Origin of the sequence: Streptosporangium sp. NBC_01469, assembly GCF_036227305.1 — a bacterium.
In the GTDB taxonomy this organism is placed as follows: Bacteria; Actinomycetota; Actinomycetes; order Streptosporangiales; family Streptosporangiaceae; genus Streptosporangium.
In genome coordinates this window covers 6,101,689-6,124,679 of sequence record NZ_CP109465.1, presented here as the reverse complement: position 1 = coordinate 6,124,679, position 22,991 = coordinate 6,101,689, and the positions used below count along the sequence as shown (strand labels likewise).

The window sequence follows — 22,991 nt, the reverse complement described above, 5'->3', positions numbered from 1 at the left end:
ATACGGTCACCGCGATCCAGCCGGGTGGGGGGCGGAGAGGCTACCGCCGTCACCGGGGCTGCTCGGGGGGAAGCACGTGAGCGGTCCGCTGAAGGTCTCCGGCGAGGTGCACATCCGACTGGACGCGTCACCCCAGGCAGCCCCGGGGGCCGACGGCCTGCCCGGCACCGACGACGGTGACCTGAACAGGGCTTTCCTGCGCCCTGGCGGCGGCCGTGCACACGATCTGCTCGACGGCCAGTGTGGACAGTTCGCCGGCCGGAGTGGACAGGGTCACCACCAGGTGGCCGGCCGACCTGGTGGTCACCGAGAACGGGCCGGCCTCGGGCGGGACATCGGTGCTGAGCCCGTGCGTCTGTTCCCTCGCGGTGGGCCCGGCCGCCAGCAGCGCGAGCGTGTCCGCTTGGGACAGTAGATCACCGGGCCGCGTCACCGCGCTGGGCCGGCCGTTCTTCACCAGGTAGAGGGTGATCGTCGTGGTTCGTGCGACGGGTCCGCTCGGCGGGTTGTCGCCGGTGATGACGCCGCTGGGTCGTACGCCGCAGCCGGCCACGGCGACGAGCGATACGAGGCCCGCGGCGAGCACGCGGCGGGCGAGCCGGGTCCTCACTCGGGGCCTCCGTCCGGATCGGGTGCCCGGCGTGGCAGGCGAAGCGTGAAGACGGCGCCGCCGTCCGGGGCGTTGGTGACGGTGAGGTCGCCTCGGTGCAGTCGCGCGTTCTCCCGCGCGATGGCGAGGCCGAGGCCGCTGCCCTCGGACCTGGCCCTGGCCGCGCTGGCCTTGTAGAACCGGTCGAACACGTGGGGCAGCGCCGCCTCGTCCAGTCCCGGCCCGTGGTCGCGTACCTCGACGGTGATCCAGTGCGGGTCTGCGGAAAGCCGCATCGACACCGGTGGCCGGCCGTGCCGCAGGGCGTTGCCGACCAGGTTCGCGAGGATGACGTCCACCCGGCGCGGGTCCAGCCGCGCCGTCACCGCGGGTGGAAGCTCGGTCTGGACCGGCTCCGACCAGCCCCGGGCACGCAGGGTCGATCGCACCAGTTCGGCCACGTCGACCTCGTTCAACACGAGGGCCGCGACGCCGGAGTCGAACCTGCTGATCTCGATGAGGTCGTTCACCAGGGCGGTGAGGTTGAGCGTCTCCTGGCTGACCAGCTTGGCGGCCCTGCCGGCGGGCTCGGGCAGCCGGGCCGCCTCCTCGTCGAGGATGTCGGCGACCGCGGTGAGCGCGGCCAGCGGGGTGCGCAGCTCGTGGGACACGTCGGCCACGAACCGGCGGGCGTCGGCCTCCATCTCGCGTAGTTGCCTGACGTGCCGTTCCAGCTCCGCGGCGGTGTTGTTGAACGTGCGTGCCACGTCGGCCAGCTCGTCGGAGCCGCGTACCTCGATCCTGGTCCGCATCTCACCCTCGCCCAGCAGGCGTGCCGCCCGGCCGAGCTCGCGCACCGGGCGCAGCACGCCACGGGTGGCCAGCAACGCCAGGACGACCGCGAACGCCAGGGCCGCTCCGCCGATGAGCCAGGCGCGTGCGGCGAGCTCGTCGATGCTGCGCTGTTCGGGAAGCAGGCTGCGCGCGGTGTAGACCTCGATGCCGGACACCCGCGTCGTCCGGTCCCGCTCGACGATCAGCAACGGCGTGCCGATGATCAGGAAGGGCGCGTCCTGCCACGCCACGCGTTGCCACGCGATGTCACCGTCGGCCACCGCCCGCCGCAGCGCCGATGGAATCATCCCGAGATCCAAGATCTGGGCCCTCCCGATCGGCCTCCAGCGCCCCGGTGACGGGGGCGGGGGCGGGGGGAGCGGCGAGTGCGTCTCGCCGTAGACGGCGATCGCGAAGCCGTTCTGGTCGGCCGCGGCCGCGGCGATCTCGCCGAGCTCGTCCGGGCCCGGTGTTGCGCTCCGCAACGGGTAGAGCGCCTCCAGGCGGCTGGTCATCGCCTGGACCGCGGCGTCCTGGGTCCTCTGCAGGATGGCGGTGCGGGCCTGGACGTAGATCCCTCCGGCCACCGCCGCCGCGGTGACCACGCACAGCAGTGCGAAGGCGAACATCAGCCGGGCACGCAGCCCCAGGCTCGGCCGAGGTGTCACCGGCGGCTCACACCGGCCCGAACCGGTACCCGAACCCACGCACCGTCTGCACGTAGACGGGCGCCGCCGAATCGTCCTCGATCTTCGCGCGCAACCGCTGAACGCACGCGTCCACCAGACGCGAGTCGCCGAAGTACCCGTGTTCCCACACCGACTCCAGCAGCTGCTGGCGGCTGTGCACCCGGCCCGGCGTGCCGGAGAGCTCGAGCAGCAGGCGCAGCTCGGTCGGGGCGAGGTCCACCGGCACGCCGCGTTTGGCGACCACGATCCCGGCCCGATCGATGGTCAGGTCCCCGTGCCGCTCCAGCTCCGCCTGGTCCCGGCCGATCCGCCGGAGCACCGCGCGAATGCGTGCCTCCAGCACCCTGGGCTGCACCGGCTTGACCACGTAGTCGTCGGCGCCCGCCTCCAACCCGGCCACCACGTCCATGTCGTCGCCGCGCGCGGTCAGCATGATGATCGGCACCTGGCCGGCGGCCCGGATGCGGCGGCAGACCTCGAACCCGTCCATGCCGGGCAACATCAGGTCGAGCACGACGACGTCGGGAAGATCCGTACGCAGCCGGTCCAGCCCCTGCTCGCCGGACTCCACCGCGCCCACCCGGTACCCATGCCGGGTCAGGGCCAGTTCAAGCCCCTCCCGCACGGCCGGGTCATCCTCGATCAACAACACTCGCGACACACCGCCGAGTTTCACAGCACGCTCCGTAGCTCACCCGCCGGTCAACCGTATCCACCGTCGGCATCCACTGTCGGTCGGCCGTGTCCCCGCCTCGTCCGCGTCGTGTCATGGTTGTGTCACGGTCGCGCCGACGGTGGCCGCCGTCGATAAACCATGACATTCGGCGGACAGCGCACGCACATTCGGCACCAATCGTGGTTCGTCATGAACCAACCACGCACCGTCCCACCTCGGCCCCGAGATCGGCTGTACGCCGCGGTCACGCTGGTGCTCGCCGTGCTCCTGCTGCCCGCGGCGCTCGTCCGCCGTCCCGGCCGCGCCCGCGAGCTGGCCTGCCGCTGGGCGCTGCGGATGAGATTCCCCGCCGAGGACCTCACCGGGCTCACCGACGGCGCCATGGCGGCGTTCGCCGCGGCACGTACCGAGGCGCTCTGGCGTCACGGCCAGCTCATCGGCCTCACCTCGGGATACCGCGATCCCCGTGTCCAGCAACGGATGTTCGACGAGGAGGTGCGCCGCTCCGGCTCCCCTGCCTCGGCGCGAATGCTCGTGCTACCACCGGCGGAATCCAACCACGTCAAGGGCATCGCGCTGGACGTGCGCCCCCACGAGGGCGCGCGCTGGCTCGAGGAACACGGCGCCCGCTACGACCTCTACCGCATCTACGACAACGAGTGGTGGCACTTCGAGCACCGCCCGGACAGCGGCGGCACGCCACCGCGACGACGCCCCCACCCGGCGTGGGGCCGCGTGAGCGAGAACGGGGACCAGACGTAGCCCGGGTGGGTCCACCCATGTGTGCTGACGGGTTCGCGCCCGAGAACCGCACCGAAGCGGTATCGGCCGGACGTTCTGAGAGAGGTCAGGGGTATGTCATCGGGGAGTACCGACAAGTCCGGATTGCTGGGACGGCGTCTGCAGGCAGCGCGCGAGATGACGTTCGTGGGGCGGGAGGAAGAGCTCGCGGTTTTCAACGCGGCGTTGTACGGCGGCGGCTGCGGCGTTCTGTACGTGCACGGTCCCGGCGGCATCGGGAAGTCGGCCTTGTTGCGGCGGTTCGCCCACGAGGCCGCGGTGGCGGGGCGGCCGGTGTCCATGGTGGACGGGCACATGTCGGAGCCGTCGCCGGCGGCGTACGAGGCTGAGGCCGAGCCGGTGCTTCGCGATGCGGACGCGGTGCTGCTGGTCGACAACTTCGAACGGATTCAGGGCTTGGAGGGATGGCTGCGCGAGCGGTTCCTGCCGCGGGTGCCCGTGGGGGCGCTGGTGGTGATCGCGGGGCGAAACCCGCCGGACATGCGGTGGCGAGCGGACCCGGGGTGGGCGGGGGTGCTGGAGGTGTTGCCACTGCGCGACCTGCGGGCCGGAGACGCACAGGCCCTGTTGGACTCCTGCGGGGTGCCGGCCGAGCTCCGCGAGCCACTGCTGGCCTTCACCGGTGGTCATCCGCTGGCGCTGCTGCTGGGAGCGTCCGTGGCGGTGAAGGACGGCGGGGCCGGCAGGCGGTGGACGCCGCATCAGGACCTGGTGGCCACGTTGCTGGATCAGCTGGTGGGCGAGTTGCCTTCGGAGGCGCATCGGCATGCTCTGGAGATCTGCGCGCACGCGTACACGACGACGGAGGACCTGTTGCGGGCGGCCTTGCCCAAGGACGCCGGGACGTTGTTCCGGTGGTTGCGGCGGTTGCCGTTCGTGGAGTCGAGCAGTCTCGGGCTGTTTCCGCATGACGTGGTGCGGGAGGTGCTGGAGGCGGACCTACGATGGCGAGATCCCCAGAGGTACGCGGTGATGCACGACCGCGTTCATGCGCATCTGGCGAAGAAGGTCCGCACGGCGACCGATCCGGATGTGCCCGGCGCGGTGGCGGCACTGCTCCACCTGCATCGAGATCACGGAGCGCCGGCCGACTTTCACGGCCGCCACGACGAGGGCGGGTTCCAGGAAGAGGTGTCGCGGAGGGAGGACCTCGGCACGTTGCTCCGGGTGGCGACGGCAGCGGGAGATGCGGCGTCCGCGGGCTGCGCCGCCTTCTGGGCGGAACGTCAGCCGGAGGCGTTCCGGCTGTATCGACAAACCGAAACCGGCGAACCCGTCGCCTTTTCCGCGTGGTTGCGTTTGTCGGAACTCGATGAGGAGGAGCTGACGGCCGATCCCATCGTGGCCATGGCGTGGGCGCATGCCCGGGCCACCACGCCGTTGCGCACCGGTGAACACCTGGCGGTCGGCCGGGCATGGGTGCTGCCGCCGTATCGCGGAAACTCGCCGGTGATGGATTTGATCCAGTGGCGAATGATCAGCAATTGTCTGCGGGCCGAGCAAATGGCATGGTCCTACAACGCGGTACCGCGTCCGAATCACGCATGGGTGAAGCGTTTACGGCATTACGGGATGCGTGACCTCTCCGAGCGGCCACGGCCGGGGGATGACACGTACACCCTGTTCGTTCACGACTGGCGCGCGGTGCCGGCGCGGGCGTGGCTGGAGCGGATGAACCAGCTGCTCGTCGCGGGGCCTGCCGACGGCCCGGGTGCCGCGACGGCGAAACTGGCGGTGCTGTCCCAGGCGGAGTTCGCCGAGGCGGTTCGCAAGGCGTTGCGCCGGCTGTCACGGCCGGACGCGCTGGCCGCTTCCCCGCTGACGCGCACCAGGCTGATCGCCGAGCGGACCGGGCAGAGCCCGGCCACGGCACTGGGTGACCTGCTCCGCCAGGCGATCGACGACCTGCGTGAGGATCCGCGCTCGGTCAAGTTCCACCGGGCGCTGTCCGTCACGTTCCTCCGCGGCACACCCACCCAGGAGCTGGCCGCGGAACGACTCGGCCTCCCTTTCACCACCTACCGCCGCCATCTGACGGCCGGCGTCGAACGTGTCTGCGCCGACCTGTGGCACCGGGAGCTGTACGGCACCGACGCGCCGGCGTACCGATCCACCTGAGCCGCCGCATCGTGCCGGAGCGGCGGCCCCGCAGGGTGCCCACGCGGTACGTGGACCTGGGCGAACACCCGCCGCGCCGCCGCGAACCTGGCGAGGACCTGGCCGTCGGCCCCACCCCGGGTGCGCGGGCCCTCCCGCCGTGAACGAACGCCACCGAGGGCGCGTCAGTCGGCGAGCGCGAAGCCGGCCGCCGCCTCCGCGTGCAGTCGAGCGCTCGGCAGCACCGGGATGGCGCTGTCCTTCTCACTGATCAGCAGCTCGATCTCCGTGCAGCCGAGGATGACGCCTTCAGCGCCGTCGTCTGCGAAATCATCGATGATCTGGGCGTACGCGTCCCTGGACGATTCCCTGAGCACCCCGCGCACCAGTTCGTCGAAGATCACGCGATGGACCAGTTCCCGCTGCTCACGCCGCGGGACGACCACGTCGAAGCCGTGGGCGGCCAGCCGATCCCGGTAGAAGGGCTGCTCCATGGTGAAGTGAGTGCCCAGCAGGCCGACCTTGCGCATACCCCTGGCGCGGATCTCGGCGCCCACGGCGTCGGCGATGTGCAGCACGGGCACGCTCACGGCCCGCTCCACGTCGTCGCTCACCCGGCTGAAGGTGTTGCTGCAGACGAGCAGGAGGCCGGCGCCGAGATCCTCCAGTTTCCTGCCCGCACCGGTCAGCAACGTACTCACCTCGTCCCAGCGGTCGGCGAAGATGAGGTCCTCGACGGTCGTGTAGTCGACCGACCAGATGAGGCTGTCGGCGGAATGGCTGCCGCCGAGTCGCTCGCGTACCCGCTGGTTGATGATCTGGTAGTAGATCACCGTCGATTCCCAGCTCAACCCGCCGATGAGACCGATAGTGCGCATGGAACTCCGTTTCGCCAGTTTGTGCCGGCAGGCTAGGCGGAGTGCCTGCTCATTTGAAAGGCCAAAAGCTGTTCAGCCGTCCGGGCCGTCCGTGCCCTGGACCGGCTCGATCAGGTCCTCTGTCGTGCGATCGAGAATGTCCGGCAGGGCTGTCAGGTCTTCGGCGATGCGCCAACGGTCAGGCGCCGGCCAGCGCACGGGCGCAGGCACCGAGACCGATCTCGCTGGAGGCCTTGACGAACACCACGTCTCCCGGTTCGAGAAGCGCGGTGGCCAGCCTGAGGGCCTCGGCCACGTCCGCGGCGGTGTGGACGGCCACGCCCTGGTTCGAGGACTTCGCCGCCTCCGCCATCGCGAGCGGATCCCCTGCTCCGACCGCGATCAGCACGTCGAAGCGGAGGTCGGCGACGAGCCGGCCCATCTCCGCGTGCCGGGCGCGGGAGGCGTCCGCCTGCTGCCCCATCGCACCGAGCACGGCGACGGTACGACGGGTGCCGGCCAGGGCCGTCACCGCCCGCAGCCCGGCCCGCATGGATTCGGGGTTGGCGTTGTAGGCGTCGTTGACGACGGTGATGCCGTCAGGTCGTTCGACGATCTCCAGCCGGCCCGCGGAGCGCCGCCGTGCGGCGTTCAGCCCATCGGCGATCTCGGCGACGCCCAGGCCGAGTACGGTGGCGACGGCGGCGGCGGCCAGGGCGTTGCTCACCTGGTGCTCGCCTATGAGGTCGAGCTCGACCGGGGCGCGGCCGGAGGGCGTCACCAACTCGAACGCGGTTCGCGCACGGTCGGCCATCCGCACGTCTTCGGCTCGCACCTGCGCCTCCGCCGACCCGCCGTACAACAGGATCTGGGCCCTGGTGCGGCCGGCCATGCCCATGACGTACGGGTCGTCGGCGTTGAGCAGTGCGAACCCGTCCGCCGGAAGCGCCTCGACCAGCTCGCCCTTGGCCTCGGCCACGTCGGCCGGCCCGGCTCCCATACGCTCCACGTGTGCGGTGCCGACATTGAGCACCAGCCCGACCTGGGGCGGTGCGAGCCCGGTCAGGTACGTCAGGTCGCCCTTCCGGCCCGCACCCATTTCCAGCACCAGGTATCGGGTGGTGGCGTCGGCACGCAGCACGGTGAGCGGCAGCCCGAGCTCGTTGTTGAACGACCTGTCGGTGGCGACCGTCGCGGCGTGCCGTTCGAGCACCTGGGCCAGCAGGTCCTTGGTCGTGGTCTTGCCCACGGAGCCGGTCAGGCCGATCACGGTCGGGCTGATGTGTTCGAGCAGGTGCCTGGCCAGCAGGCCGATCGCGAGCTGGACGTCCTCGACCACGAGGGCGGGCACGCCGACGGGCCTTGAGGCCAGCACGGCGACGGCGCCGTCCGCGATGGCACCGGCCGCGTAGTCGTGACCGTCGACGCGGGTGCCGACCGTCGCGGCGAACAGGCCGCCGGGCACCACCTCGCGGGAGTCGACCGCCGAGGGCGCCGTCACCGGCACCCGCGGGTCGCGCACGTCATACAGGCTCGCGCCGACGACCTGCGCGATCCTGCTCAGCGTCATGGGGATCATGAGCCGCTCCTGGCGAACGCGAGGTCGATAAGGCGGCGCAGCAGGTCCGGGTACGGGACACCGCTTGCGGCCCAGGCCCTGGCGTAGACGGACCGGGGGGTGAAGCCGGGCATGGTGTTGATCTCCAGCACGTACAGGCGTCCCGTGTCCTCCTCATAGAGGAAGTCGACACGGGACAGGCCGTAGCCACCGATCGCCCGGAAGGCGCGCAGGGCCAGCTCGCGCACGTCCTCGGCCACCCGTTCCGGCAGCACGGCGGGGATGACGGCGATCTCGGCCTGGCTGAGGTACTTGGCCTCATAGTCGAGCCAGTCGCCGGGCACGATGAGCTCGCCGGGCACCGAGGCGTCCGGAGTGTCATAGCCGCCGAGCACGCCGCAGATGACCTCGCGCGCGGTCACGCCCTGCTCGACGACGACCACCCGGTCGTAGGCCAGCGCCAGATCCACGCCCGCGCGCAGCTCCTCCATGGAGGTGACACGTGAGATGCCGATGGAGGAGCCCATGCCGGCCGGTTTGACGTACATCGGCCAGTCGAGCGACTTCACCAGACCCCAGTGGTCGGTGGTGGTGCTCCATTCGTGCTCGGTGAACCACACCTGCGGGGTGACCGGAATGTCCTCCGCCAGGAACATGCGCCGCATCGCGACCTTGTTCATGGCCACGGCAGAGGCCATGACGCCGCAGCCCACGTACGGGATGCCCAGCGTCTCCAGGTGACCCTGGACGACGCCGTCCTCGCCGAACGGCCCGTGCAGCACGGGGAAGACCACGTCCACCAGACCGCGTCGCAGCTCCACCGGCCATCTGCCCTGCCGGTCGATGATGACGGGGACGGGCTCGTACAGATCCCTCGGCAGCGCATTGAGCACAGCCTGCGCCGACTGTAGCGACACCTCATGCTCGGCGGACGGCCCACCCGCCAGCACAGCCACGCGTACGCGTTCGGTCACGATCGATCAGCCTTCCTCAGTGGTACGGAGACGGCACCGCCAGCGGCACGGTGTTCGCCGTCGCAGAACCGGGCTGCCGAGTGTCGGCTCTTCGCCTGACCGGTTCCCAGGCCATTCGCTGTCCGGTTCCTGACCAAAGCGCGCCTGCGATGTGCCGCAACCGGGCCGGCCGACTCTGGACGCTCCGCCCCTCTGCCGGGCCTGTCTCTCTTTCGGCTCTGGCTCACTTGCGGTGGTGACGGAGCGTCAGCCCAGGAGGTCGTCCGGCAGGCGCCGGTGCTCGTCTTCGAGGCTGCTGGGCCACGACAACCTGTGGTTTTTCGCAGGTGGACGCGGAGGGATCTCGCAATGGTCCGGGCGGGGCCGCGTTTGTAGCGTCGACCGGTGCCCAAATTCAAGATCACAAATGGTCCGCTCCCCCGGCGCCTCGCGAGCCGCCTCCCGGCGACCGGCGCCGTCACGCTCGCGGCGACCCTCCTGACAGCGGTAACGGCCTTCGCGGGGACGGGTCCGCCGCCCGTGGCGCCGATGTCGCTCACAGCGGCGGCCCTCGCGGGGACGGGTTCGCCCATGGCGCCGGCGTCGTTCACATCGACGGCCCTCACTGGGACGGGTTCGCCCACGGCGCCGACGTCGTCCGCATCGGCGGCCCTCACGGGGACGAGTCCCGCCGCCGGGGAGATCGGTCCCGCGTCCGTCGACCGTTTCGTGAACGCCTACCGGGAGGCGACCGGCCTGCCGGGGGCCGCGGTCGCCGTCACCAGGGGAAACGAGGTCGTCCACGTCGCCGGCTACGGCCGCACCTCCTCCGGCGATCCCGTCACTGCGGACACCCCCATGGCGATCGCGTCGCTCAGCAAGTCCTTCACCTCCCTGGCCGTCATGCAGCTGGTGGAGAAGGGAGCGGTCAGGCTCGACGAGCCGGTGCGCGTCCGGCTCCCCGAGTTCGTGATGGCCGATCCGCGGGCGGCTCGCATCACCGTCCGCCAGCTGCTGGACCAGACCTCGGGCATGGCCGACGAGGCCTTTCCCGAGAGGAGCCTGCCCCAGCCCCGCTCGCTCCGCGAGGCCGTCGCGCGACTGAGGGGGGCGAGGCTGGCCGCCGACCCCGGCATGCGGTGGAGCTATCACAACACCAACTCCCAGGTCGCCGCGCGACTGGTCGAGGTGGCGAGCGGCATGCCCTTCGCCGGCTACCTCGGGAAGCACGTGTTCGGCCCGCTCGGCATGCGGAACAGCACCACGATCGACACCGAGCGTGACCTCCCCGCGAGCGCGCGGGGCCATCTCCGTCTGCTCGGCGCCGCGCTCGCCCTCCCCGAGCCCCCGGGGTTCGGCAACGGCTCCGGCGGGGTGATCAGCAGCGCGAGGGACATGGCCCAGTGGATGATCATGCAGAACGGCGGGGGGATCGGTCCCGGCGGCGTCCGCGTCGTCTCCGCCGCGAGTGTCGCGGAGATGCGCACCCCGTCCAGGATCAACGACTCCTACGCCCTGGGCTGGTCGATCGGCACGACCAGAAAGGGCTCACCGGTCGTCGAGCACGGTGGCGACCTGCTCACCGCGACGGCCCAGCAGACGCTCCTGCCCCGGTCGGGGTACGGCATCGTGGTCATGGCCAACACCGGCACGGCGTACGCCGACAGCGACGCCATCGCGGACGCGCTGGTCGCCATGGCCGAGGGAGAGGAGCCCGAGCCGCCCCCCTCGGTCTCCCCGTCCCTGATCATCGATCTCGCCATGGCACTGGCCGCCGCCGCGACGCTCCTCCTGGCGGGCCGCGGGCTGGCCCGTTCCCGCCGGTGGGCGGCGCGGCGTGCCGATCGCCCGGCGTGGCGCGCGGCGGCGAGGCTGCTGCCGTACGCGGCGCCGGGGGTGCTGTGCCTGACGATCACCGATGTCTTCGCGGTACTGGCCAGAGGAAAGGACACCACCTGGAGGCATGTGGCCTACCTCTACCCGTCCTTCATGATCTGGCTCGTCCTCGCCACCGGGGCCTGCCTGGCTTTGATCCTCGTACGGATCGGCCACCTGGTACGGACGCGCCGTGCGCCCTCGCCCGGCTCCGGGTGAGGGCGCACGGCTCCGGGTGAGAGGTCCGGCGGATCCCTGACGCGGGCGCGCGACAGACGACCGGGCTCCGGGCTCCGGGCTCCGGGCTCCGGGCTCCGGGCTCCGGGCTCCGGGCTCCGGGGAAAGGCGACCACGGCCTCGCTCAGCCGTCCAGATAGCGCAGGATCGCCAGGACGCGCCGGCTGTAGCCGGGGGTGCGGGACAACCCGAACTTGTCGAAGATCGCGTTGACGTGCTTCTCCACCGTGCTCTGCGACACGTGCAGACGCTCGGCGATCGCGGCGTTGACCAGGCCCTGGGCCAGCTGCTCCAGCACCTGGGTCTCCCGCCGGGTGAGCCTGCTCAGCGGGTCGGCCCGGGTGGTACGGGCGAGCAGCCGCCTGACCACCTCCGGATCGAAGACCGCCCCGCCCGCGCGGACCCGCTCCAGGGACTCCAGGAACTCGCCCACCTCGGTCACCCGGTCCTTGAGCAGGTATCCCAGCCCTTCGGGGGCTCCGGCGAGCAGCCGGGCGGCGTAGGCCGTCTCGACGTACTGCGACAGCACGAGCACGCCGACGTCCGGCCAGCGCTCCCGGATCGTCAGCGAGGCCCGCAGCCCCTCACCGGCCTGGCCCGGCGGCATGCGCACGTCCACGATCGCCACGTCGGGGCGGTGCTCGTCCACGGCCCCGAGCAGCCCCGCGGAGTCGCCCACCGCCGCCACCACCTCGTGCCCCGCCTCCTCCAGGAGGCGGACCAGGCCCTCGCGGAACAGCACGGAGTCATCGGCCAGGATCAGGCGCATGACGGCTCCGGGCGTTCGGACCCGCAGCGGGGCAGGGTCGCCGTGACCCTGGTCGGGCCACCGGGGGGACTGTCCACCTCGAAGGCCCCGTCCAGCGCCAGAACCCGCCGCTCCAGCCCGGACAGCCCGCCACCGGCGGGATCCGCCCCGCCCCGGCCGTCGTCGGTGATCTCCGCGGTCACCGCGTGCCCGTCCTCGCTCAGGACCACCAGGACGCCCCGGGCGTCCGCGTGCTTCGCGGCGTTGGCGATGGCCTCGCGGACCACGAAGTAGACGGCCGTCTCGATCTCGGAGACCGGGCGTTCCGTGAGACCGTAGCGGACGGTCACCGGCACGCCCGCCCGCTCCGCCACCCCGGCCAGGGCCGCGCGCAGGCCCAGCTCGTCCAGCGCGGCCGGGTAGACCCGCCAGGCCACGTCGCGCAGTTCGTCGAGGAGGCGGCGCGACTCCGCGTACGCCTGGTCCACGAGGGCGGCGACCGCGGCCGGGTCGGCGCCGTGCCGCGCCCGGCCCAGCAGCATCCCCAGGGCCACCCCCCTCTGCTGGACGCCGTCGTGCAGGTCGCGTTCGATGCGCCGCCGCTCGTCGTCGACGGCCCGCACGATGCCGCTGCGGGTGGCGGTCAGCTCCGCGATGCGGCGGCGCATCGTCTCCCGCTCCCCGGGACCGGCGAAGTACGCGGCCAGCCTCCGCTCCGCCGCCACCGTCGCCGAGCCCCACAGCGCGGACAGCCCCAGCAGGACCAGCCCGTAGGCGGTGCCCAGCGGCCCGCTGTCGACCGTCAGGCGCACACCGGGATATCTCAGCGGGACCGGGTACGACGCGCCGGAGAGCAGTTCCCCGACGCCGCCGAACAGGAAGAGCAGGCCGACGAAGAGACCGGCGAAGGTCAGATAGCTCGCGAACGTGCCGAACGTCGCCCGCAGCGCAAGGTAGCCGTAACCGCTCCCCACCGGCACCCCGCCGGTGTCGTGGCCGAACCACGTCGCCAGCCGGGCCCGTTCCAGCGCGACCAGCCGCGCCGTCCCCGCCGCCGCGAACCGCCGGGCGGCGCGCCGGCCCGCGGGCCATGCCGCCAGGACCGCGAACAGGACGCCCACGACGCACAGGAAGCCGAACTCGGCGACGCCCGTCACGGCCCCCGCGGCCAGACCGGCGACGCGCCGGGTTGCCGACGCGACCGGTGCCCCGGCCCGGACGGCGGGCCGGGGCACCGGTCGCGGCATGGCGTTCGTCCTCGGCGACATCGACATCGGACAAATTGTATTGACCTTTCTTCGCCCCCGAAGAACACCAAGAAACGGCATTCACCATCGAAACCAGGCGAGACCCCGCGGTTCGGAGGCTGGAGAAACCCAGCCGGGGAGAGCGGCGAGGTGCGGCACCCGCCCGGCCATCTCCGAAGGAGCCCACCCCCCGGAAACCGAAGGACCACCGGAAGCCCTCCAGAGGCCGAGACCCTCCGGAGTCCCTGGAGCCCTCCGGACCTTCGGAACCCTCGACCCCGGACCACCGGACCACCGGACCACCGGACCACCGGACCAAAGCCTTACGGAACCGCTGAACCTTCGGAGCGGAGCCCCCGGAACCTCCTGAGCCTGTACACCATTCGGGCGATCACCAACGGGCCTAATACCTGCGCAAAACCACCGAAAGACTGCCCCGGGCATGAATTCACGTTGACCGGCCACCGGGGATTGGTCATATTTGCGCAATGATTCATCTACGCCCCCTCGCGGGAGTGATCCTCGCGTCCGTTCTGCTGACCGGATCCCTCGCCGCCCCCGCCTCCGCCTCGACCAGGGAAACCGTCGCCGTCTCCTCGACCGAGGCGGCCGCGCGACCGGGTAACGGAAAGATCCTCTACGACCGCATCAGCGGTGGGCGGGGCAAGCTGAAGGTCAAGAACGGCACCAGCAGGGACGCCGTCGTCACCCTGGTCCGGGGCAGGTCCAAGGCGATCAGCATCTACGTCCGCGCCCGGTCCACCGCCTCCGTCACCGATGTCAGGGACGGCACCTACACCATCTTCTTCACCTCAGGCCACAACTTCAACGTCTCCCGGGGCAGGTTCACCCGTACCCCCTCCTACCAGCGCTTCGACCGCCGGCTGAGGTTCACCTCGACCTCGACCAGCTGGTCCATCGCGACCCTGACCCTCAACCCCGTCAGGGGTGGCAACGCCCGGACGACCGGCGTCAACCCGAACGACTTCCCGGCCTGATCCGGCCTGATCCGGCGAGATCCGGCGAGATCCGGACCCTGCTCCCCCACTCCGTACGCCCACCGTCACGGCAACGCCCGCAGCGTCGCCGAAAGAGCCGCCGAGCCGTCCTTCCCAGCCGGGAAGGCGGCCCGGCGCCCGTTCGGCGGCGGAACGGGACGGCCGCGCCCTTCGCGAGCGCCTCCGGCGGCGGAGGCTCTCCGCTCCCAGCGAAGGACGCGACGGCGAGCCAGGCGCCACAGCACACCGTCGCGGGACGTACCTTGAACTGCACGGGTTGTTGTATCTGACCAGACCTGGGGAAGGTGTGAACGCCATGGAAGCCGCCACCGTGGAAGGCACCGTTGAGGTTGTCGAGGCCGAGGAAGAAGAGCTCGTCCTGACCGACGACGACGAGACGCCCGCAGCCCTGGAGGCGAGCGTCGGAGCGAGCACCGACCCGGTCAAGGACTATCTCAAGCAGATCGGCAGGATCCCCCTGCTCAACGCCGAGCAGGAGGTCGAGCTCGCCCGGCGCATCGAGGCCGGGCTGTTCGCCACCGAGCGGCTCAACGAGGCCGACCGGCTCCAGCCCGACGTGCGCGCGGAGCTCGAATGGCTCGCCGAAGACGGCCACCGGGCCAAGAACCACCTGCTGGAGGCCAACCTGCGCCTGGTGGTGTCGCTGGCCAAGCGTCACACCGGCCGGGGCATGCTGTTCCTGGACCTGATCCAGGAGGGCAACCTGGGGCTGATCCGCGCCGTGGAGAAGTTCGACTACACCAAGGGATTCAAGTTCTCCACGTACGCCACCTGGTGGATCAAGCAGGCGATCACCCGGGCGCTCGCCGACCAGGCCCGCACCATCCGCATCCCCGTGCACATGGTCGAAGTGATCAACAAGCTGGCGCGCGTGCACCGGCAGATGACGACCGACCTGGGCCGCGAGCCCACCCCGGAGGAGCTGGCCGTGGAGCTGGAGATGACCCCGGAGCGGGTCGTCGAGGTCCAGGGGTACGGGCGGGAGCCGATCTCCCTGCACAGCCCGCTGGGCACCGAGGGTGACAGCGAGTTCGGCGACCTCATCGAGGACTCCGAGGCGATCACCCCCGAGGACGCGGTGGCCTCCGCGCTGCTGCAGGAGCAGCTGCACACGATCCTGGAGGCGCTGTCCGAGCGTGAGGCCGGGGTGGTGGCGATGCGGTTCGGGCTCGGTGACGGGCGGCCCAAGACCCTGGAGGAGATCGGGCGTGCCTACGGGGTGACCCGCGAGCGCATCCGGCAGATCGAGTCCAAGACCATGACGAAGCTGCGCCATCCCTCGCGCTCGCGGGCCCTGCGCGACTATCTGACCTGATCCGGCTCCCTGCCCCGATGGGAGCCGACCTGATCCACTTCCAGCCCTGCCTGCACCCGGCCTGATCCGTTCCCGGCCCCGCCGGCACCCGGCCTGCCCTGACCGGTTCCCAGGCCGGTCCGCCCTCGGGCCGACCGGCCGGTGACGCTCAGCCGGCCGTACGGGCGACGAGGGCGGTGACCGTCTCCTCCAGGCCGGATGGCGGCCGGTCCAGCAGGCGCGCGAGGTCGGGGCCGGTCTCGGCGAGGGCGCCGGCGCGCACCGCCGGGAACACGCCCCCCAGCCAGCCGGCCTCCGCGTCGGTGACCTCCCGATGCTCGACGGGCCTGCCCAGGACGCGGGTGAGGACCTCGGCGAGCTCGGGATAGGTCCAGAGCGGACCGCGCAACTCGTAGGTCGCGTTCTCGTGCCCGGAACCGGTCAGGGCGGCACTCGCCGCCAGCGCCAGGTCACGGAACCTCGCGGTGTTGAGCGGCTGCCCGCCGGTGGAGGAGGTGATCTCACCCTCCTTCCCGGCCTGGGCCAGCGCGGCGCCCAGGAACGCCTCGGAGTAGAGGGCGTTGCGCAACACGGTGTAGACCTGTCCCGCCTCGCAGAGCGCCCTCTCCGTCGCCGTGTGGTCGGCGACGGGGCCCCGGCCGTCCTCCGCGCCCGCGCCGCTGGTGTAGACGACACGGCGTACCCCGGCCCGGACGGCGGCGTCGACGACCGTGCGGTGCTGCCGCACGCGGATCCCGGGCGTCATGTCCGACCCGGACACCAGGAGCAGCACGCCGACCCCGGCGAGCGCGGCGTCGACGGACGCGGCGTCGTCATGATCGCAGTGCCGCACCTCGACGCCACGGCCCGGCAGGTCCCCCGCCTTCTCCGGGGTGCGGGCGAGCGCGACGAGATCGCGGGGAGGGACCCTGGTGAGCAGGTCCTCGATGACGAGGCGTCCGAGATTGCCCGTGACACCGGTCACAGCGATCCTGGTCAACGGCGTTTCCTCTTCCCTTGCGTGGCTTACCGGCTTCTCTTCCGCGCCTTCCCGCGGGTCTCCCGCGAGCTCCCCGCCGGGTTTCGCGCCGGTCCGGCGCGGACGGCCCGCCGGCGACGACGGGGAGATGCCCGGGGAGCGTACCGGCGAGGGCGCACCGGCCGCCTCAGATTTAATTCCCGTTCGGCGAGGTCCTTCTCGAAGGGCCTGGAGACGAAGGTGAGCACCGCCGTCGGCTCGACCCGCCCTTCAACCGCGTCAGGGGTTGTCCGTCCGGTGAGGGACATGCAGGCCACGCTCGAAGAAGCTCTCCAGCACCATGATGGTCCGCGTTCCGACCACGCCCTCGATCTCGAAGATCCTGCGCAGCACATCCTGCAGTTCCCGCGTGCTCGCCGTGCGCACCTTGGCCAGCAGTGACGCCGGGCCCGCGATGACGTGCGCCTCCTCGATCTCGGGAATCGCCAGCAGCGCCTCGCCCGTCGCGCCCATCCACGCTTTTCCCTCCACCAGGACGAACGACAACACCCCCCTGCCCACGGCGATGGGGTCGACCTCGATGGTCGTCCGCCGGATCAGCCCCCGCTCGCGCAGCTTGCGCACCCGCTCGTGCGCGGCGCCGCCCGACAACCCCACCGCGGCGCCGAGTGCGGCGTAGGGCTGACCGGCGTCGGCCTGGAGAAGACCAATCAGCATCTTGTCTATATCATCCATAGACGTATCATATTCTGTGATCAAGGAGAATTACATGATGGAATCCATTCCGGCGGAGTTCGAGGTGCTCGATGAGCGATTCGTCGGCGTCGGCGGCGACGAGCGGATCGAGCGGATCTATCACGGTTGCCGATGGGCCGAAGGTCCCACCTACGTCGCGGCGGGCCGCTATCTGCTGTGGAGCGACATCCCCAACGACAGGATGCTCCGATGGGATGAGATGACCGGGAACGTGGGCCCCTTCCGCGCCCCCGCGGGCTACAGCAACGGTCACACCCTCGACCGTCAGGGCCGGCTGATCTCCTGCGAGCAGGGCAACCGGCGGGTGACCCGTACCGAGCACGACGGCTCCATCACCGTCGTCGCCGACAGATGGCAGGGCAAGCGTCTCAACAGCCCCAACGACGTGGTGGTCAGGTCGGACGACTCGATCTGGTTCACCGACCCCAGTTACGGCATCACCAGCGACTACGAGGGGCACCGCGCCGAGAGCGAGATCGGCGGCGACCAGGTTTACCGTCTCGATCCCGGCACCGGAGAGGTCACGGTGGTGGCCGACGACTTCGCCCGTCCCAACGGCCTGGCCTTCTCTCCGGACGAATCCCGGCTCTACATCGCCGACACCCGCCACAAGCATCTGCGGGTCTTCGACGTACGCGGCGACGCGTTGGAGAACGGCAGGGTGCTCGCGGAATGCTCAGTGGGCAGCTTCGACGGGATCAGGCTCGACACCACCGGCCGGATCTGGGCGGCGACGCACGAGGGAGTGCACTGCTTCGACCCGGACGGTACGTTGATCGGCAAGCTCAAACTTCCCGAGAAGACCTCCAACCTGGTCTTCGGCGGCCTCAAGCGCAACTGGCTGTTCATGACGGCCTCCACCTCGGTCTACGCGATCATGACCAACGTCCGCGGAGCGTGATCCTCCCCGGGGCGGGTCCGGGACGGCATGACCGCCTCCCGCGAACCGCCCCGTTCGCGCGGTGAGGGCGTGCTCGTAGCCGGGTGCCCCCTCCCGCGGTGCGCTCCTCGGTGACCGCGACACGGATGGGGGCACGCGCGCAGCCGTATGGCCTGCCTCCCCCGGCGGAGACCCCGCCCTCAGTTCGCGGCGGTGGACGGTACGTCGGGAAGCCTGGCCGGGGCGGTGTCGTGAGCCTGCTGGAAGATCACCGAAGTGCGGAATCCGGCGATCTCGCGGCGTTTGCTGAGCTGGTCCAGGAGGAAGGCGTGCAGGTGGTCGAGGTCCTGGACCGCCACGTGGAGGAGGAAGTCGTCACCGCCGGCCAGCACGAAGACGCTGAGAACCTCGGGCAGGGCGTTCGCGGACTCCTTGAAGGTGTCGATGACGGCGCGGCTGAGCGGGCGCACCTGCACGGAGACCAGGGCCTGGACGCCGCGATTGAGAGCCGCGGGGTCGATGTCGGCGTGATAGCCGCGGATGACCCCGCGGCGGGTGAGCGCCCTCACGCGTTCCAGGCAGGTCGAGGGCGCGACACCGAGTTTGCGGGCCAGCTCACGATTGGACTGCCGCGCATCCGTTTGGAGAAGCCGGATGATCTCCGAATCAAGTTCGTCCATGGCCAGCATTTTGCCGGTCATTCCGGCCATGCGTTCGATCAGGCCCCTGAGCGGCGGCCAAATGCTTGATTCTTGGACCCTGATGTCGCTCACATGAAGGGGTTGCCACATGTCCGGGTTCGACCACGAACAGGTCGCGGTTCACACGGGGCCACGCTCCGGCCTGCCCGTCATCGTCGCCGTCCATTCGACGGCGCTCGGCCAGGCGGTCGGTGGATGCCGGATCTGGCACTACCCCGACTGGCGGGACGGCCTCACCGACGCGTTGCGCCTGTCGGCCGGCATGACCGCCAAGTGCGCGGTGGCCGGACTGGCCAACGGCGGCGGCAAGACCGTCGTCGCCGTACCCGAGGGGGTCGACCTCGACCCGGTCCGCCGCCGTCACGCGCTGTACGACGTCGCGGACGTCATCGCCTCCCTGGACGGCCGGTACGCGACCGGCCCGGACGTCGGAACCACACCGGCCGACATGGCGATCATCGGCGAGCGCACCCCCCACGTGTTCTGCAGGCCGGCGCGACAGGCCGGTAGCGGCGACTCCTCGCCGCACACCGCGACCGGGACTCTCGCCGCGCTGCGCGCCGTCAGCCGGCGGATCCACGGCACCCCCAGCCTCACCGGCCGTCGCGTCGCCGTGGTCGGCCTGGGCAACGTCGGTGAGAAACTCGTCCGCCTGCTCGCCGCCGAGGGAGCCGAACTCCTGGTCGGCGACATCGACCCCGGCAAACGGGCACTGGCCGACGAGGTCGGCGCCACCTGGGGCGACCCCGCGCGGGTCGTCACCGCGGACGTCGACATCCTGGTACCCGCGGCCCTCGGCGGCGTCCTCACCGAGGAGATCGTGCCCGACCTGCGGTGCGCCGCCATCGCGGGGCCCGCGAACAACCAGCTCAGCGTCCAGGCCGTCGCCGGCCTGCTGCACCGCCGCGGCATCATCTGGGTGCCGGACTACGTCGCCGGCGCGGGCGGAGTGATCCACGCCCTCACCGTCGAGCTCAACGACGGCACCGCGGACGAGGCACTCACCCGCGTCCAGAACATCGAGGACACCGTCGACACCCTGCTGGCCACCGCCGAACGCAACGGCACCACCCCCGCCCAGGCAGCGTCCGAGCTGACCCGGCTCCGCCTGCGCGCGGCCGCCGCCTCGCACCGTTCCCGGCCCCGCCGGGGAGAGACGGCAGCCCGCCACGGGTGATCACGGAGATCACGCCTCCGTCCGCCGGAGCCACGCCGACGAGGTCGAGACGCGCCGGGCCTGCCTGCCGGCCCGCCGGGACTGAACCGGTCCGGCGTACGGTCGTGCCGGACGAGGATCGAGCGCCCGGCCGGTGAGGCCCTCGGGACAGGCGGCACGGGGCCGGGGGAACCGGACGACGCCGGGTGTCGTTGTGCGAGGAGGGGTACCGAGAGCGCGGGTGGAGCATCAAGCGCGACGAGGCGCGTCCCACCTTCCGACCTCACGAACTCCGTGAATCCATCGAAACGGAATGAAGCCATGCACGTCCCCCAGGACCCCCGGCCCGCGGCGACGCCTCTCCGGCCTCCCGGCCCCCCGCCCCACCGGACCGGCGTTCCCGGTACGCCCGACGCCTTCGGCGTGCCCGTGGAGCACTTCCCGCCCCCGCCGCGGCACGACCCCTGGCTGGTGCCGGCACCGCCCGGCAGCCGCTACGACCGGCTGGCGCGCACCCGCCTGCACGCCTGGTGGCGGCCGGTGCTGGGCACGGTCGCGGGCCTCGCGGGCCTCATGCTGGCCGGACTCGCCGTCATCCTCGGCGGTGCGACGCTCGGCGTGATCGTGGGCGCCGAGATGGGCGGATCCGACGGGCAGATCTTCACCGATCCGGTGCTCGACCTGGCGATCAACCTGCTGTCGATCGCGGCCGTCCTGCCGGTCGTGTACGGCGTGGTGGCGTGGATCCAGCGGCGCCCGCCCGGCACCCTCTCCTCGGTCACGGGCCGCCTGCGATGGCGATGGTTGGCGCGGTGCGCGGCGGTGGCGACCGGCGCCGCGGTGCTGGGCCAGGCCGCGGTCGCCGTCACCTACGTCGCCGGCGGGGAGGACCTCGGCGACCTGTTCGGCTGGGTCGGCTGGGAGCGCTTCCTGCCCGCCCTGATCGTCACCCTGCTCCTGGTGCCCTTCCAGGCCGCCGCTGAGGAGTACGTCTTCCGGGGGTGGCTGATCCAGGCGTTCGGCGCCTTCCTCTCCAATCCGTGGCCGGGCATCCTGCTGAGCACCGTCGGTTTCACCGCGGTGCACGCCTACATCGACTGGGGCATCCTCGATGTTTTCGCCTTCGGGTTGCTGATGGGCTGGCTGGCGGTGCGGACCGGCGGCCTGGAGGCGGCCATCGCCCTGCACGTGGTCAACAACGTGCTGGCGTTCGGGGTCAGCGGGGCGGACGGGAGCCTCTCGGAGGCGCTGAAGCAGGGGTCGGTGCCCTGGCAGACCCTGGCGGGGACGGTGGTGCAGCTCGGCCTCTACGCGATCGTGGTGGTGGTCATGGCCAGGAGGCGGAGGATCGAGACGGTCTCCCGCTGACGCCCCCGCGCCCGCCGCCCGGATCACCGCGCGGCGGCCCGGGACCACTGCCCGGCTCCCCCACCACGAAGCGATGACCGCCGCCCGGATCACCCACGCGGCGAAGCGGCCCGGGGGCGTTCGCTAGAACCTCCCCAACGCCTCGCGCCGGGCGGTTCAGAGCAGCCGTCTCTGCACGACATCGGCGATGACCGTGGTCACGACCTTGCCGACGGCTCCGGCCTCCGGCGGGGCGCCCGCCCGCCCGGCGAACAGCAGGTGCCCGGCGCCGATCAGTGAGAGCGCGAGCGAGTCGACGTCCGCGTCGACCGCGATGCGGCCCAGCTCGCACTCGTCGGTGAGATAGGAGGCGATCATGGCCGCGGCCTCCGTCAGGACCGGGACACCACGGGCCGGCCCGGTTTGGCGCAGCCGGGCGCGCAACTCATCCCGGAAGATGACGAGACCGACGATCGCCACGGCGACCGGGTCGAACAGGTCCATCAGCGCGCCGGTGAGGTTGCCGGCCACGGTGCCGGTCCCGGCGGAGCCGCCCAGGGCGGCGGCCTGGGCGCCGATCCGGACGACGCGGTCCCGCACGAGCTCGGCGAGGAAGTCGTCGAAGTCGGCGAAGTGCCGGTGCAGGACGCCCTTGGCGACGTCCGCCTCGGTGGTGACCGCGCGGCTGGTCAGCGCGTTCGACCCGTCCCTGAGCAGGACGCGCTCGGCGGCGTCGAACAGTTGCCTTCGCGCGTCGCGGATGTGCACCCCGGTCGGCACAGCGCGTCCCTCCGTCCTTCGGTGGTCCTCACCCGATTGACGAGTGGGCATGCGCCCACTACGGTGGGCGCATGCCCACTATACCGCAGGGGCGATCACGCCCCTCCGAGAACGAGTCCCACAGGGCCAGGCAGATGGCGGAGTCGTTCGGGGTGGACGCCGAACGCTATGACCGGGCCCGGCCCAGCTACCCCGACGCCCTGGTGGAGCGGATCGTCGCCGCCAGTCCCGGACCCGACGTCCTCGACGTCGGCTGCGGCACCGGCATCGCGGCCCGGCAGCTCCAGGCGGCCGGCTGCCGGGTGCTCGGGGTCGATCCCGACGCGCGGATGGCCGAGTTCGCCCGGCGCACCGGGGTCGAGGTCGAGGTGGCGACCTTCGAGACCTGGGAAAGCGCCGGCCGGACATTCGACGCGGTCGTCGCGGGCCAGGCCTGGCACTGGGTGGACCCGATCGCCGGCGCGGTCAAGGCGGCGCGGGTGCTGCGGCCAGGCGGCCGGCTGGTGGCGTTCTCGCACGTGTTCGACCTCCCGCCCACCGTCGCGGAGGCCTTCGCCGCGGTCTACCGGCGGGTGGCGCCCGACTCTCCGCTCGCCGTCCAACCGCCAGGCGACGACCGACCTCCGAAGCAGGCCCTCGCCCTCTACCAGGCGATGTTCCCCAAGTTCGCCGACGGGATCCGGGAGGCGGGCGGATTCGGCGACCCGGAGCAGTGGCGATTCGACGGGGAACAGTCCTACACCCGCGACGAGTGGCTGGACCTGGCGCCCACCACCGGCGCCCTCACGCGACTTCCGCCGGACAGGCTGGCCGAGGTGCTGGAGGGCGTCGGGGCCGCCATCGACGCGATCGGGGGCGGCTTCACCATGCCCCGCACCACGCTGGCGGTCACCGCGGCGCGCAGCTGAACGGCCAGGG

Annotated in this window: 20 protein-coding genes and 1 pseudogene; 9 read left to right on the top strand and 12 right to left on the bottom strand. The window is 71.5% G+C overall.

Going from position 1 to position 22,991, the window contains the following annotated elements:
* Positions 1 to 127: 127 nt before the first annotated feature.
* Genes OG587_RS26935 through OG587_RS26925 form a run of 3 tightly spaced genes read right to left on the bottom strand, consistent with a single transcriptional unit; the run spans position 128 to position 2,773 of the window.
* Positions 128 to 610 (bottom strand): GerMN domain-containing protein, encoded by a 483-nt coding sequence (locus tag OG587_RS26935; protein ID WP_329079983.1) that lies wholly within the window; start codon positions 608 to 610, stop codon positions 128 to 130.
* Positions 607 to 2,091 (bottom strand): HAMP domain-containing sensor histidine kinase, encoded by a 1,485-nt coding sequence (locus OG587_RS26930; protein ID WP_329079981.1) that lies wholly within the window; start codon positions 2,089 to 2,091, stop codon positions 607 to 609. Before OG587_RS26930 ends, OG587_RS26935 begins: the two co-directional genes overlap by 4 nt.
* A gap of 7 nt (positions 2,092 to 2,098) precedes the next feature.
* The gene (locus OG587_RS26925; RefSeq protein WP_329079980.1) at positions 2,099 to 2,773 is read right to left on the bottom strand and encodes a response regulator transcription factor; all 675 of its coding nucleotides are present in this window, start codon (positions 2,771 to 2,773) and stop codon (positions 2,099 to 2,101) included.
* A 204-nt stretch (positions 2,774 to 2,977) separates the two neighbouring features.
* Between OG587_RS26925 and vanY-N the strand changes: the two genes are divergently transcribed.
* Positions 2,978 to 3,550, top strand: coding sequence for a D,D-peptidase/D,D-carboxypeptidase VanY-N (gene vanY-N / locus OG587_RS26920; protein ID WP_329079978.1), 573 nt, complete (start codon positions 2,978 to 2,980; stop codon positions 3,548 to 3,550).
* A 93-nt stretch (positions 3,551 to 3,643) separates the two neighbouring features.
* Positions 3,644 to 5,707 (top strand): AAA family ATPase, encoded by a 2,064-nt coding sequence (locus OG587_RS26915; protein ID WP_329079977.1) that lies wholly within the window; start codon positions 3,644 to 3,646, stop codon positions 5,705 to 5,707.
* 164 nt (positions 5,708 to 5,871) lie between these two features.
* On the opposite strand, the gene OG587_RS26910 is transcribed toward OG587_RS26915, so the two are convergent.
* The 3 genes from OG587_RS26910 to OG587_RS26900 form a co-directional block, all read right to left on the bottom strand.
* The gene (locus OG587_RS26910) at positions 5,872 to 6,564 is read right to left on the bottom strand and encodes an aspartate/glutamate racemase family protein (RefSeq protein ID WP_329079975.1); all 693 of its coding nucleotides are present in this window, start codon (positions 6,562 to 6,564) and stop codon (positions 5,872 to 5,874) included.
* A 178-nt stretch (positions 6,565 to 6,742) separates the two neighbouring features.
* Positions 6,743 to 8,122, bottom strand: a complete 1,380-nt coding sequence (locus tag OG587_RS26905; RefSeq protein ID WP_329079973.1) for a UDP-N-acetylmuramoyl-tripeptide--D-alanyl-D-alanine ligase — start codon at positions 8,120 to 8,122, stop codon at positions 6,743 to 6,745.
* Positions 8,119 to 9,075, bottom strand: a complete 957-nt coding sequence (locus tag OG587_RS26900; protein WP_329079970.1) for a D-alanine--D-alanine ligase family protein — start codon at positions 9,073 to 9,075, stop codon at positions 8,119 to 8,121. Before OG587_RS26900 ends, OG587_RS26905 begins: the two co-directional genes overlap by 4 nt.
* Before the next feature lie 384 nt (positions 9,076 to 9,459).
* On the opposite strand from OG587_RS26900, the gene OG587_RS26895 reads away from it, so the two are divergent.
* On the top strand, positions 9,460 to 11,148 hold the full coding sequence (locus OG587_RS26895) for a serine hydrolase domain-containing protein (RefSeq protein ID WP_329079968.1): 1,689 nt from the start codon (positions 9,460 to 9,462) through the stop codon (positions 11,146 to 11,148).
* A 142-nt stretch (positions 11,149 to 11,290) separates the two neighbouring features.
* Here the strand turns inward: OG587_RS26895 and OG587_RS26890 are convergent, their stop codons facing one another.
* On the bottom strand, positions 11,291 to 11,935 hold the full coding sequence (locus tag OG587_RS26890) for a response regulator transcription factor (protein WP_329079967.1): 645 nt from the start codon (positions 11,933 to 11,935) through the stop codon (positions 11,291 to 11,293).
* A complete protein-coding gene (locus OG587_RS26885) occupies positions 11,926 to 13,188 on the bottom strand; it encodes a sensor histidine kinase (RefSeq protein ID WP_329079965.1) in 1,263 nt (420 codons plus the stop codon). Before OG587_RS26885 ends, OG587_RS26890 begins: the two co-directional genes overlap by 10 nt.
* Positions 13,189 to 13,649: 461 nt before the next feature.
* Between OG587_RS26885 and OG587_RS26880 the strand changes: the two genes are divergently transcribed.
* Positions 13,650 to 14,159 carry a hypothetical protein gene (locus OG587_RS26880; protein WP_329079963.1) on the top strand — a complete coding sequence of 170 codons (510 nt, stop codon included), beginning with the start codon at positions 13,650 to 13,652 and terminating at the stop codon, positions 14,157 to 14,159.
* A gap of 361 nt (positions 14,160 to 14,520) precedes the next feature.
* Positions 14,521 to 15,495: pseudogene (locus OG587_RS26875) on the top strand (RNA polymerase sigma factor); the annotation flags it as partial.
* A 148-nt stretch (positions 15,496 to 15,643) separates the two neighbouring features.
* On the opposite strand, the gene OG587_RS26870 reads toward OG587_RS26875, so the two are convergent.
* Entirely contained in the window at positions 15,644 to 16,474 is an 831-nt protein-coding gene (locus OG587_RS26870) for an NAD(P)H-binding protein (RefSeq protein ID WP_329079962.1), read from the bottom strand.
* Positions 16,475 to 16,732: 258 nt separating this feature from the next.
* The gene (locus tag OG587_RS26865) at positions 16,733 to 17,188 is read right to left on the bottom strand and encodes an Lrp/AsnC family transcriptional regulator (RefSeq protein WP_329079961.1); all 456 of its coding nucleotides are present in this window, start codon (positions 17,186 to 17,188) and stop codon (positions 16,733 to 16,735) included.
* Positions 17,189 to 17,222: 34 nt separating this feature from the next.
* Between OG587_RS26865 and OG587_RS26860 the strand changes: the two genes are divergently transcribed.
* A complete protein-coding gene (locus OG587_RS26860) occupies positions 17,223 to 18,110 on the top strand; it encodes an SMP-30/gluconolactonase/LRE family protein (protein WP_329079959.1) in 888 nt (295 codons plus the stop codon).
* A gap of 179 nt (positions 18,111 to 18,289) precedes the next feature.
* Here OG587_RS26860 and OG587_RS26855 read toward each other — a convergent pair whose 3' ends face one another.
* Positions 18,290 to 18,769, bottom strand: a complete 480-nt coding sequence (locus OG587_RS26855) for an Lrp/AsnC family transcriptional regulator (RefSeq protein WP_329079957.1) — start codon at positions 18,767 to 18,769, stop codon at positions 18,290 to 18,292.
* Positions 18,770 to 18,878: 109 nt separating this feature from the next.
* Here OG587_RS26855 and OG587_RS26850 point away from each other — a divergent pair, with 109 nt between their 5' ends.
* Both OG587_RS26850 and OG587_RS26845 read left to right on the top strand, forming a co-directional pair.
* Positions 18,879 to 19,967 (top strand): Glu/Leu/Phe/Val dehydrogenase dimerization domain-containing protein, encoded by a 1,089-nt coding sequence (locus OG587_RS26850; protein WP_329079956.1) that lies wholly within the window; start codon positions 18,879 to 18,881, stop codon positions 19,965 to 19,967.
* Positions 19,968 to 20,267: 300 nt separating this feature from the next.
* Positions 20,268 to 21,314, top strand: coding sequence for a CPBP family intramembrane glutamic endopeptidase (locus OG587_RS26845; RefSeq protein WP_329079954.1), 1,047 nt, complete (start codon positions 20,268 to 20,270; stop codon positions 21,312 to 21,314).
* Between the two features lie 156 nt (positions 21,315 to 21,470).
* Here the strand turns inward: OG587_RS26845 and OG587_RS26840 are convergent, their stop codons facing one another.
* Positions 21,471 to 22,073 (bottom strand): TetR/AcrR family transcriptional regulator, encoded by a 603-nt coding sequence (locus tag OG587_RS26840; protein ID WP_329079952.1) that lies wholly within the window; start codon positions 22,071 to 22,073, stop codon positions 21,471 to 21,473.
* 71 nt (positions 22,074 to 22,144) lie between these two features.
* On the opposite strand from OG587_RS26840, the gene OG587_RS26835 reads away from it, so the two are divergent.
* Positions 22,145 to 22,981, top strand: coding sequence for a class I SAM-dependent methyltransferase (locus OG587_RS26835; protein ID WP_329079950.1), 837 nt, complete (start codon positions 22,145 to 22,147; stop codon positions 22,979 to 22,981).
* The last annotated feature ends 10 nt before the right edge of the window (positions 22,982 to 22,991 follow it).